General features: G+C 41.7%; 7 protein-coding genes. 6 read left to right on the forward strand and 1 reads right to left on the reverse strand.

Features of this window, described 5'->3' with window-relative positions; translation table 11 throughout:
• The first annotated feature begins 411 nt into the window (after positions 1–411).
• From R1T16_RS14560 to R1T16_RS14585, 6 genes are all read left to right on the forward strand, one after another.
• On the forward strand, positions 412–3,321 hold the full coding sequence (locus tag R1T16_RS14560; protein WP_317501852.1) for a TonB-dependent receptor: 2,910 nt from the start codon (positions 412–414) through the stop codon (positions 3,319–3,321).
• Between the two features lie 10 nt (positions 3,322–3,331).
• Positions 3,332–4,825, forward strand: a complete 1,494-nt coding sequence (locus R1T16_RS14565; RefSeq protein WP_317501853.1) for a RagB/SusD family nutrient uptake outer membrane protein — start codon at positions 3,332–3,334, stop codon at positions 4,823–4,825.
• A 24-nt stretch (positions 4,826–4,849) separates the two neighbouring features.
• The gene (locus R1T16_RS14570; protein ID WP_317501854.1) at positions 4,850–6,313 is read left to right on the forward strand and encodes a glycoside hydrolase family 30 protein; all 1,464 of its coding nucleotides are present in this window, start codon (positions 4,850–4,852) and stop codon (positions 6,311–6,313) included.
• Between the two features lie 67 nt (positions 6,314–6,380).
• The gene (locus R1T16_RS14575) at positions 6,381–7,796 is read left to right on the forward strand and encodes a glycoside hydrolase family 30 protein (RefSeq protein WP_317501855.1); all 1,416 of its coding nucleotides are present in this window, start codon (positions 6,381–6,383) and stop codon (positions 7,794–7,796) included.
• On the forward strand, positions 7,796–10,111 hold the full coding sequence (locus R1T16_RS14580; RefSeq protein ID WP_317501856.1) for a glycoside hydrolase family 3 N-terminal domain-containing protein: 2,316 nt from the start codon (positions 7,796–7,798) through the stop codon (positions 10,109–10,111). The genes R1T16_RS14575 and R1T16_RS14580 overlap by 1 nt, the downstream gene beginning before the upstream one ends.
• 332 nt (positions 10,112–10,443) lie before the next feature.
• The gene (locus tag R1T16_RS14585) at positions 10,444–11,211 is read left to right on the forward strand and encodes an amidohydrolase (protein ID WP_317501857.1); all 768 of its coding nucleotides are present in this window, start codon (positions 10,444–10,446) and stop codon (positions 11,209–11,211) included.
• Here the strand turns inward: R1T16_RS14585 and R1T16_RS14590 are convergent.
• Positions 11,195–12,817: an Ig-like domain-containing protein gene (locus R1T16_RS14590; protein WP_317501858.1), complete on the reverse strand. Its 1,623-nt coding sequence runs from the start codon at positions 12,815–12,817 to the stop codon at positions 11,195–11,197. The two genes, R1T16_RS14585 and R1T16_RS14590, sit on opposite strands and share 17 nt — an antisense overlap.
• Between the last annotated feature and the right edge of the window lie 126 nt (positions 12,818–12,943).

Consider the following 12,943-nt stretch of genomic DNA (forward strand, 5'->3'; position numbering starts at 1 on the left):
TTAGTTAAATGTTTATTAACTGTGTGTTAAGCGCAAAATAAGCGCAAACGTTGTAAATTTTTTGCGAAATATGCAAATCTATCTTCCGGAAGGGTACAAAGCTACTCAAAAAAAACTATATGTAAAATTTTGTTAAACAATATATTATGAAAAAAAAGTAACTATTTAAGAGTACGTTTTTTATCTGTGGTGTAGGCAAAGTGTATAATGTTCCTCTTTTGTTAAAGCTCATAATTATAATTTGGCTATTCTAAAATTTAAATCGAAAACGATGTAGGTGATGCGCAAATTGACTAATTCTTATTATGGCTAATTAGAAATAGCAATACTGCATAAATGCATAGTTTTTACAAGTTTAAAATTAACCCTAACCCAACAAATCTTATGCGATTTAAGAACTACTTAATTTTAATGTTGCTATGTTTTTCGGCAGCATCTTTTGCCCAACAGGTAAAAGGTACTGTTACTGATACTGCAACAGGTATGACCATACCGGGAGTAAATATACTGGTTAAAGGATCTACCGCAAATGCAGCTACCGACATGGATGGTAACTTTACCATTAATGCTAAACAGGGAGATGTATTAGTGTTTTCCTATATAGGATATGCTTCTATAGAAGTAGCTGCTACAGGCAGTACTTTGAATGTAAAAATGAAAGAAGATGCCCAGCTGCTGCAAGAAGTTGTAGTAGTAGGTTATGGCGCCCAGAGGAAAAAAGATATTACTGGCGCAGTTGCTGTTGTAGACGGTAAGAAATTTGAAAACCGTGTTACAAATCAGCTGTCAAGTCTTTTACAGGGACAAACTGCCGGTGTACAGGTAACGTCAAACGGGGGTAAACCGGGCGGATCATTTAATGTACGTGTGCGTGGTACAAGTTCTATTACTGCGGGCAGTGACCCTATTTACGTTATTGATGGTGTAATCACTTCAGACACGCGTGCTCTTAACCCGGCCGATATAGAGACAATGTCGGTACTTAAAGATGCTTCATCTGCTGCAATCTATGGTTCTCAGGGTGGTAACGGTGTGGTTATCATTACAACTAAACAAGGTAAATCTGAGAAACCGGTACTTACGTACGAAACGTACACAGGTTTCCAGACTATTTGGAAAAAAATAGACGTGCTAAATGCTGACCAGTACAAAGATCTTCAAATGGAAAGAGGTCTTGGTACACAACCTGGATTCTGGGATCAGTATAATCAAAATACTAACTGGCAGGATGAAGTTTTTAGAACGGGAACATCAAACAGCCACCAGGTTTCCTTATCCGGGAAAAGTAACAAAACGGCATATTACCTATCAGGAAGCACGTTAAACCAGGATGGTGCGGTAAGAACTTCTGAAATGCACAGAAAAACATTTAAGGTTAACCTTACCCAGGAAGTTACAGACTGGCTTAAAGTTGGTACAAACTTTAACTACGTAGATTATAAGGATGTAGATGTTAGCGATAATACGGCAGCCGGAAGCGGGGGTGTTATCCTGGGAGTATTAAATACACCACAAAACATTGGCATATTTAATCCTAATGGAACATATACAAGCAATCCATTCCAAAACTGGGAAAACCCGGTATCAAGTACAGATGCTGCACAACGCGGATACAGAAGCCAGCGTGTGTTTGGTAATGTTTTTGGTGAAATCAATATTCTTAAAGGTCTTAAATTCAGAACAGGACTTGGCATAGACCACAGTAATAGTTCTTACAGCTATTTCCTTAACCCGTATACTACAAGTTATGGAATCGCTATGAAAGGTATCAGCCGTTACAATACAAACCTTTTCAACTACTATATGTTTGAAAACACGCTTACTTATAAGCTTGATGTTGCTAAACATTCGTTTGAAGCGGTTGCAGGTACAGTTTATCAAAAATCGGCTTGGGAAAGCAGCGAACTTGAAAAAAGAGGTTTTGCAGGAGATGGTATCCCTACTCCAAATGCAGGAGCAACGATAGTTAATGCTACAGCACGAAAAGATGAGAAATATAACTCATCATTCATTTCAAGGATTAACTATTCTTACGATGACAAATATCTTTTAACAGCTAACTTCAGGGCAGACGGATCTAGTGTTTTCGGACCACAGGAGAAATGGGGTTATTTCCCATCAGTTTCTGCAGGATGGAGAATATCTAACGAAGAATTTCTTAAAAGCGCTACCGCTGTTACTGATCTTAAATTAAGAGCAGGCTGGGGTCTTGTAGGTAATGATAATATTACAAACTATGCATGGTATCAAAGAGTTTCTGCCGGTTCTAATTACCCAATTGGCGGAGTTATACAACCGGGTAACTATCCTGCAAATATTGAGAACCAAAACCTTAAGTGGGAAGCTTCTGAGCAGATCAACGTGGGTATAGATGTTGCTCTTTTTAACAACAGGGTACGTTTTAGCGCAGATGCTTATAAGAAAACAAGTAAAGATCTTTTGTTGAATGTACCGCTACCAAGAACTTCAGGATTTGATTCTGCGTTGATGAATGCCGGTGCTATCGAAAACAAAGGTTTAGAGTTCCAGTTAACAACTGTAAACTTTGATGGGGAGGACTTTAAATGGAGTACAGATCTTAACATCTCATTCAACAGGAATAAGGTAACTAACCTTGTAGGCCAAAAACTTAACCAGGGAGGTATTGCAGGGCGTGGTGATGCAATCCTTATTCAGGAAGGCCAGCCGGTAGGGCAGTTCTATGGTTACCAATGGGGTGGTGTTGATCCTGCTACCGGTAATGTATTCTACATTGCTAAAGACGGCTCTTCTACTTTTAACCCTACAGACGATGATAAGAGAAACATAGGTAATGCAAATCCTGATTTTACTTATGGTATAACAAATACATTTAGCTACAAAAACTTTAGCCTAAATGTTTTCTTCCAGGGATCTCAGGGTAACGACATCTTAAACGCTACACGTTTTGATACAGAAAGTATGATTGATGCTAAAAACCAGACTACCGCTGTGCTTAACAGATGGCAGCAGGCTGGAGATATTACAAACGTACCAAGGGTGTCTACAGACGGAAGCACAAACAACTCAAGAATATCTTCTCATTATGTTGAAGACGGATCGTACTTAAGGCTTAAAGCGTTAACCATAGGCTATGATCTTTCCAAAACTGTTCTTGACAAAATTGGTTTAAGTGCACTTAGATTGTATGCAACAGGAGAAAACCTGTTTACAATTACTAACTATTCAGGTTTTGATCCTGAGGTTAATTTTGGAGGAACAAGCACCACAGTTCTTGGAATAGACTACGGTACATATCCGCAAACAAGGAATATTATATTTGGTATTAGGGCTTCACTATAAAAAAATGACTATGAAAATTCTAAATAATAAAACAGCAATTTCGGCTATGATACTTGCAGCATTTATGCTTGTATCTTGCGACGAAAACCTAGATACACCTCCTATCTCTGACGGTATTGCACAAAACTCTTACCAGACGGGGGACCAGCTTGAGGCGGCTCTTACAGGAGTGTATGAATCATTTCAGGGTAATGATTATTACGTGTGGGATCACGTACTTTTCTCTGATGTAAGATCAGATAACAGCTATGCGGGTGGCGATAATCCGCAAATATTCCAGATAGAAAACCTGGCAGTAGATGTTAATAACGACAGGGTATACAATGCGTGGTCTGCTATTTATAATGCTATTGCTAAAGCAAACGTAGTATTAGAGCAAACCCCAAATGTACAAAGGCTTCTTACTGAAGAAAGAAGAGAGCAGATCTTAGGCGAAGCGCACTTTTTAAGGGCTTACCATTTCTTTACGCTGGCAAGGCTTTTTGGCGGAGTGCCATTAGTTCTTGAAAGCGTTAAATCGGCAGATCCCGGTGCTGTACGTGTGTCAAGAAGTACAGAAGAAGAAACATATGCGCAGATCATAGCTGATTTACAGATAGCTGTTCAAAAATTGCCTGATACTTATGGTAATGATTCCTCTGTAAATAAAGCGCGTGCTACAAAAGGTGCTGCTTATGCACTGCTTGCAAAAGCCTATGCACAGCAGCCAATTCCAAACTGGGGTGAAGTTGCTAATTATGCAAACCTGGTAATAAACAGCCCTGCGGGATACACACTTCAGGGAAGTTTTGCAGAGCTTTTTGATGGTTCTCACTATAATAATAATGAATCTATACTTGAGGTTCAATACCTTGGAGGTAACGAAGGTACATGGGGCCCTCAAATGCAGCTTCCACAATCTGCAAGTGGTGATACATGGAGAAAATTCAACACACCGTCTCACGATCTTGTAAATGCTTTTGATGCTGAAGGAGACAATGTGCGTAAAAATGCATCTATCCTTTTTGAAAATGCGCCATGGTCTGACGAGTTTTGGGGTAATGCAAACGGAAGCTCAGTTCCTTTCGCGTACAAATGGAAAAATGCAGGCGGATGGAACAGTTCAGATCACGTTTATCTTATGCGTTTAGCTGATATTATACTTCTTAAAGCTGAAGCACTTAATAATGGCGGACAGCCGGGAGCAGCAGCTGATGAAGTAGATAAGATCAGGCTAAGGGTTAACCTTCCTGTACTTGACGCAACTGTAAGAGGTTCTCAGGAGCTTATGAAAGCAGCTATACTTAAAGAAAGAAGACTTGAGCTTGCTCTTGAGGCGCACCGTTGGGATGACCTTGTAAGAAATAACGTTGCTGTGGAAACAATGAACTCTGTTCAGGAAATTGACCTAAGGACAAATACGCAGGTTAACTACAATATGCAGGAGTTTAAAGTTTTCCTTCCTATACCGCAAAGGGAACTTAACAGAAACCCTAACCTTGTTCAGAACCAGGGTTACAACTAGTAAAAAACATAAATATAGAATACCATGAAGAAAGTATTTGTTAGTATAAGCTTAGCTGCTCTCATGTTTTCCTGCTCAGGCAGTGAAGACGGCGGAAACAATACCGCACCGCCCGCTCCAGTAGCCGAAACCGGCAATGTGGTAGGTAATGCAGGTGTATGGGTTACAACCGGAGACAGCAGCAAACTTTTGAGCAAAGATGCTTCGGGGGCTTCTATATATGATGATAATGCCACCACAGACCCTTCAATTTCTGTTGATTTTGCGCAGCAGTATCAGGAAATTGAAGGCTTTGGTGCCGCATTAACCGGTTCTTCGGCAAATGTTATAAATGCTTTGCCGGCAGCCCAAAAACAGGCATTGCTAAAAGACCTTTTTAGCCCTGCTGAAGGTATTGGCCTTAGCTACCTTCGCCTTACTATTGGCGCATCCGATTTTTCACTTAATGATTTTACATATAACGACCTTCCTGAAGGAAGTACCGATGCCAATCTTGAAAATTTCTCAATTGCTGCAGATGAAGTTGATGTGATTCCTGTGCTGCAATCGATACTTACGTATGCACCAAATATCAAAATAATGGGTAGCCCCTGGAGTGCACCGGCATGGATGAAAACCAGCGGAACACTAGGCGGCGGGAGCCTTAAACCGGAATGGTATGATACATACGGCAATTATTTTGTAAAATATATCAATGCTTATGCTGCAAAAGGCATCAGCATAGATGCGGTAACACCGCAAAACGAACCTTTGCATGAAACTACCGGCTACCCAACCATGAAAATGACATCGGGCGAGCAGGCAGAATTCATTAAAAGCAGCCTTGGGCCTAAATTTCAGGCAGCCGGGCTAAACACAAAAATTATAGCATACGACCACAATTTTGATGTGCCGTCTTACCCTACAGATATTTATGCCGATGCTGCTGCATCGCAGTATGTAGATGGTGCTGCTTTTCATGCCTATGCGGGCAATGTAGGTGCAATGGGTCAGGTACATGCTTCTTACCCAAATAAGAACCTTTATTTCACAGAGGTTTCTGGCGGGCAATGGAGCCCTGATTTCGCAGAAAACCTAAAGTGGAATACAGAGAACATCTTTATAGGTACAACAAAAAACTGGTCTAAAAACGTATTGCTTTGGAACCTTGCCCTTAACACAAACCACGGCCCTACTAATGGAGGCTGCGCAGATTGCAGGGGAGTAGTGACCATAAATTCGTCAGGGGCAATTACAAAAAACGTGGAGTACTATACACTGGCACATTTTTCAAAATTTGTACGCCCGGGCGCAAAAAGGGTAAGCTCTACAGAGTTTGACAACTCACTTAGCCTCAAAAATGTAGCGTTTGTAAATACAGATGGCTCTAAAGTACTTGTGGTGCTTAACACATCTTCGGTATCAAGAAAGTTTGCAGTAAAAGTGGGCGGTAATAAAATTGTTTATACGCTTAACCCTACCGCTGTAGCAACCTTTGTGTGGCAATAAACCACACTAATAAATTGAATTATAAATAAAATTTGGGCACAGCTCATCACTGTACCATAGGATTACCATGCTTAATAAAAAGAAAAACTTACTATCGGGAATTGTATTATCAGCAACTGCAGCGGTTATGCTTACAGGCTGCGGATCTGTAAAAGGAACTAAAAGCACAGCAGGATTATGGGTTACCATGCCGGATAAATCTGCCCTGCTTCAGGAACAGCCGGTAGCATCAAATCAATCAAAAAACAATATACAACTTACCATCAATGCCGATAAAAAATATCAGGTAATGGATGGCTTTGGCTATACCCTAAGCGGCGGAAGCGCAATGCACATTTCTAAAATGAGCGCTGCTGCAAGGGCAAAATTCCTTCAGGAAATTTATGGTACCGGCAAGAATGATCTTGGCGCGAGCTACATCAGGATAAGCGTTGGGGCAAGTGATCTTGACGAAAAAGTATTTTCGTATAATGACCTTCCGGCAGGAGAAACTGATGTAGACCTTAAAAAGTTTGACCTTGGCTATGACAGGCAATACCTTATTCCTGTGCTTCAGGATATAATTAAAATAAACCCAACGATAAAGATATTGGCATCACCATGGTCGCCTCCGGTTTGGATGAAGACGAATGGCGATACACGTGGCGGAAGCCTTAAGCCAGAATATCAAACAGCGTATGCAAAATACCTGGTAAAATACATCCAGGAAATGAAAAAGAACGGCATAAAGATAGATGCGCTTACAATACAGAATGAGCCGCTTCACCCGGGCAATAACCCTAGCCTTTTGATGCTTGCCGAAGACCAGAAGGTATTTGTTCGCGATCATTTAGGGCCTCAGTTTGAAAAGAACAGCATCAAAACAAAAATCATTGTTTATGACCATAACGCCGACAGGCCAGATTATCCTATCACGATACTAAACGATAAAGAAGCTGCAAAATACATAGACGGTTCTGCATTTCACCTTTACGGAGGTAAGATAGAGGCTGTTTCATCTGTCCATGAAGCACACCCAAACAAGAACCTGTATTTTACAGAGCAGTGGGTAGGGGCTCCCGGCGATTTTGCAAACGAACTGAACTGGCATATAGAAAACCTTATTATTGGCGCGCCGCGCAACTGGTGTAAGACCGTTCTTGAGTGGAACCTTGCTGCCGATGAGAACCAGGATCCGCATACCGACAGGGGTGGCTGCGACCGATGCCTGGGCGCGGTAACCATTACGGGAGATAAGGTAATACGCGAACCTGCTTATTACATCATTGCCCATGCCTCAAAATTTGTGCATCCGGGATCAGTAAGAATAGATTCAAATATCATAAACGGATTACCAAACGTAGCCTACAAAACTCCCGATGGTAAAATTGCGGCAATCATCCAGAATACTTCAAAAGAAGATAAAACGATAGATGTAAATGCAGGAGGCAAAACTGCAACCATAACATTAAAAGCGGGTGCTGTGGGTACTCTTGTACTATAATGAAGATTGATTTTAAAAGAATTGCTCTAAGTGTTTCTGTGGTATTTGTATTTATTTCGGCGAATGCCCAGATGAAACAAGCCGATATCGATAAAAAGGTGGAGGCGCTGCTGCGCCAGATGACACTTGAGGAAAAAGTGGGCCAGATGACCCAGATTGCGCTAGATGTGATCTGCAAAGGCAATGACCGATATTCAAGCTTTACACCGCTTACGCTAGACGCTGCCGAAATGAAAAAAGCCTTTGGCGATTATCACGTTGGGTCGGTATTAAATACAGCCGGTAACCGGGCACTTACCACTGCAAAGTGGTATGAGCTTATTAGCGAAATCCAAAAAACATCTAGTAAGCAAAATGTTCATAAAGTCCCGGTTATCTATGGCGTAGACGAAGTGCATGGCGCGACATATACAGCGGGAGCAACTATGTTTCCGCAGCAGATAGCGCAGGCAGCGGCCCGCAATCCGCTTCTTGTAGAAAAGGCGGCAGCTATAACGGCCTATGAAACGCGTGCAGGCAACATTCCGTGGACGTTTGGTCCGGTGCTGGATTTGGGTATGGATCCACGTTTTTCGCGCATGTGGGAAACCTTTGGCGAAGACCCTTATATCACATCTACCCTTGGGGTAGCAATGGTTAACGGCCTTGAAGGTAAAGATGCTAATGTGGGCAATCCCGAAAAGATAGCCACGAGCCTTAAGCACTTTTTGGCGTATCATACCACGGTATCGGGTAAAGACCGTACACCGTCTTATATTTCTGAAGACGCGCTGCGTGAATATCACCTGCCTGCATTTAAGGCAGCGATAGATGCGGGAGCGCACACTATAATGGTAAATTCGGGCATTATCAACGGGGTTCCGGTGCATGCCAGCTATCCTATTCTTACCAAACTGCTTAAAGAAGAGTTAGGCTTTAAGGGGCTTGTGGTTACCGATTGGGCCGATATTGAAAACCTGTACAGGCGCGACAGGATTGCAGCTAATGATAAAGAGGCTGTAATGCTTGCCATAAATGCAGGAATAGATATGTCTATGGTGCCGTATAAGTATGAAGTTTTTTGTGATAATTTAATTCAGCTTGTAAAAGAAGGTAAGGTAAAACAGGAAAGGATAGACGACGCTGTTCGCAGGATACTTAAAGTAAAGTATGCACTGAACCTTTTTGATAAACCAAATACAAACCCTAAAGACTACCCTAAATTTGGCAGTAAAGAGTTTGAAAAAGTGTCGTATGACATGGCTGCCGAAGCCATTACATTACTAAAGAATGAGGGTAACATCCTTCCGTTAAAAAAGAATATAAAGGTGCTTGTAACCGGCCCTAATGCTAACAGTATGCGCACCCTTAACGGGGCATGGACTTACTCATGGCAGGGTGATGCAGCAGATGAATATACAGCCAATTATAATACTATTCTTGAAGCGGTTCAGAATGAGATTGGCAAAGCCAATGTAACTTATGTACCGGGCGTAAGCTATAAAGCAGGCGGCCACTATTTTGAAGAGCTGGCAGATAAAATGGATGAAGCCATTGCTGCTGCAAAGAACAGCGATGTTATTATACTTTGCCTTGGAGAGAACAGTTATGTGGAGAAACCGGGTGACCTTAACGATTTATACCTGTCTGATTTGCAGACTGAGCTTGCCAAAAAACTTGCTGGTACCGGAAAACCGGTTGTGCTGGTGCTTAATGAAGGCCGACCTAGACTGATAAGTCGTTTTGAACAGGACATGAAGGGCATCGTTCAGGCATACCTCCCGGGAAATTTTGGGGGAAATGCCCTGGCTGATGTATTGTTTGGCGATGTAAACCCTTCAGGTAAGCTGCCGTACACGTATCCGCGTTTTCCTAATGCTACGATATCATATATACACAAACCGTCTGAAGAGCAAAAGAAAGCCGAGGGCGCCTATAATTATGAAGCCGATTATAATCCGCAATACCTTTTTGGCGAGGGGCTAAGCTACACCACATTTGTTTACAGCAATCTTACTATCGATAAGAAACAGCTTAAAAAAAGGGAGAACCTTAATGTAAGCGTTACTGTAACCAATACAGGAAAAAGAACAGGTAAAGAGGTAGTGCACCTTTTTACATCAGATCTTTATGCCAGCAGCGTTACACCCGATGTAAAACGCCTGCGCCGCTTTGAAAAAATCGAACTTGCACCGGGAGAAAGCAAAACCGTTTCGTTTGAGCTTAACCCCGCCGACCTTAGCTATACCGGCCGTGATGGAAAAACAATCCTGGAAGCAGGAGACTTCGAAGTTATGGTAGAAAAGCTAAAGGACACATTTACTTTAATTGAATAGAAATTTCAATACAATTGTTTAGAGTTTTAGGTTAGTTGAAGCCGGGGTTGTGCCCGGCTTTTTTTATGCTGTTCTTTTGTCTTGAAACAAAAGAACCAAAAGTTCAAGGCTGCAACTTCTTAGGCTACAAAATAAGAATTTCGGCTAAAGTATTTGAACTCGCTATCGCTCAGACAGCAAATCCTTTTTAACGCCTCAATTCTCATTTTGCTTACGCCACAAAGTTTAAGGCCTTAGCTTCACTCACTCGTGATCATCCGATAAAAATTTGTGCCCATTTGAGTAATTCGTGGCAAAAATCTTTTCGTATTTTTACGCTATAACCATCTCTTATGAAAATCTCCCTTATACAGACTTCCCTTACCTGGGAAAACCCGCAAGCCAACCGTGATAACTTTGAAACGCTTATAAACAGCATTAAGGAAGCAACGGATATCATTATCCTGCCGGAAATGTTTTCTACAGGTTTTACCATGACACCCAATGCTGTTGCGGAAACTATGGATGGCGATACTGTTAAGTGGATGAAGGCTACAGCTGCTGCGAAAGATTGTGCTGTTACAGGAAGCCTTGTGATAGAGGAGAATGGCAGCTATTATAACCGCCTGCTTTTTGTTTTGCCGGATGGCGAAATAAAAACATATGATAAGCGCCACCTTTTTTCGCTCGCCGGGGAAGATAAGGCCTACACTGCCGGTGCCGACAGGCTTATTATTAACTACCGTGGCTGGAAGATAAGCCCGTTTGTGTGCTACGACTTGCGTTTTCCGGTTTTCTCGCGTAATACGGAAGATATCGACCTTATGCTGTATGTTGCCAACTGGCCTGCGCCGCGAGTTGCTGCATGGGATGCATTGCTAAAGGCACGCGCTATAGAGAATATGTGTTATGTAGCAGGGGTAAACCGTACAGGACAGGACAATAACGGGCATAGCTATTTAGGGCACTCCCAGGTATTGGATGAGCTAGGCACTAATGTTGTACAGCCTAAAGAAAATGAAGGTGTATTTACTGTAGAATTGAATAAGGAAAGCCTGCTTGAAACGCGAAATAAATTTCAGTTCCTTAATGACAGGGACAGTTTTAGCCTCCTCCGCTAATATCAAAGGTTTCTTCAGGATCCCAGTTGGCGCGCACGTCAATCTCTTTAGGGAAATAGATAACCTCTTCCGGCTGGCGTTTCAGCATATAATCGCCTGTATCCCATTCCTTGTTTTTATTATCGTCATAATAAACACGAAGAGTGTATTTATCGGGCAGCAGATTATCAAAATTTATATTGGTCTCACTTTCAGAATAGTAAAACGCTGCTACTTCTTTCCCGCCTTTGCGTAAAACTTCCAGCATAAAAGGGAAATGTTTTACATTGGCCATCGTTAGCCGCAGGTTGCCGTAATCGGTATAGGTTTTGGTAGCGAGCTTATAAGTAAGTGTGTCATTTTCCTTCTCATAGAAATCGGTTAATGCGCCCGGCATAAGCGTAAACGTATACTTTTGCTCTTCTTTCTTCTCAAAATCAAAGACAAGTTCCTGCTTTAAGTCGTCATAAGCATAGGTGTATTTTACAGCAACGGAATCCTTATTCATGAGGCTTATTTTTGTACTGTCAATACGTACAATTGGGGTGGACGGAAGCAGCGTGAACTTTTCCCTGAAATGCAGTCCGCCTTTTTGCATGGCATCTACACTAAGTGAGTCTGTCGCTTTCATCTCCTTGAATTTGGTTGTGAAATTCCTGATAGAATCCCTATGGGTAACCGTTATTTTTAAAGAGTCTTCTTCTATCTTTCGAGGAAGCCACACCTGGAGTGAATCCTTGTCTTTTACCTTTGTGGTAAGCGTGCGTATCGTTTCGGTACCTGCACCGTTTTTTACCTCTATCTTCATTCCGCGATAGTCGCCCTCGTAGCCGGCATACAGCCTGTTTGAACTCGCCTGGATTGGCCTTATTGCCCTGAATGTTTTCTTTTGCTGGAACAGTTCAAGTTGGTAAATGGTGTCGTTAGGAACGTCTATTGTTTGGTTAAGAAAGGCAATCTTATCACTCTTTGGGTCAAACTTATAGTTATTGCCTTGATCCTTAAGCGCTATAAGGTGGTATTTGCCCTGTTTAAGATTCTGCAGCGAGAACTGTACTGTGCTGTCTAGCGTGTTAGTTACATAACGCGGGCGTTCTTTGTAAATGGTAGAATCATTGAACGTTTCATTAGCTTCATAAAGCATTACGCTTACAAAGTTATCAGTCTCTTTGGTGTAGGCATCCTTAATCTTTCCGTTTAGTGTAAGCGAATCAATATAAGTGCCTGTAGAAAAAATAAATTTGAACTGTGAATATGGGTTACCCTCGTTGTTATCGGTAATACTCTGCCCAAAGTTGAAGCTGTAGGTAGTGTTTTCCTTAAGGGTATCCTTGATCTTGATGTTGATGAATTTGCTGGCGCTTCCCATAGGCATAATATCCGGCGGATATTCCATGGGCGGAGAAATAATAAGCTGTTTGTTTACGTCTTTTATCTTAATGTATTCATTAAAATTAATACGTATCTCGTTGCCTTTAAACTTGGTAGCCATGTTTTCAGGCATACTGCTTATAATAAATGGAGGAATGGTATCTTTTGCACCTCCGGTAATAGCACCCCTTTTTGCGCACGACGTGACAAGGGCCGAAGCAAACAGTATATACAGGAGAATTCTATTTTTCAGCATATTGTATTCTATTGACTGCACAAAATAACAATTATATTCCCTGTAAACGAAATGTTTTTAAAAAATGTTATACTCCCCTTCTACTTTGCTTCGCCAGTTCTTTCCGCTCGTGTGGAGGGGGGTGAG

The organism is Flavobacterium sp. DG1-102-2 (assembly GCF_033042555.1).
In the GTDB taxonomy this organism is placed as follows: Bacteria; Bacteroidota; Bacteroidia; order Flavobacteriales; family Flavobacteriaceae; genus Flavobacterium.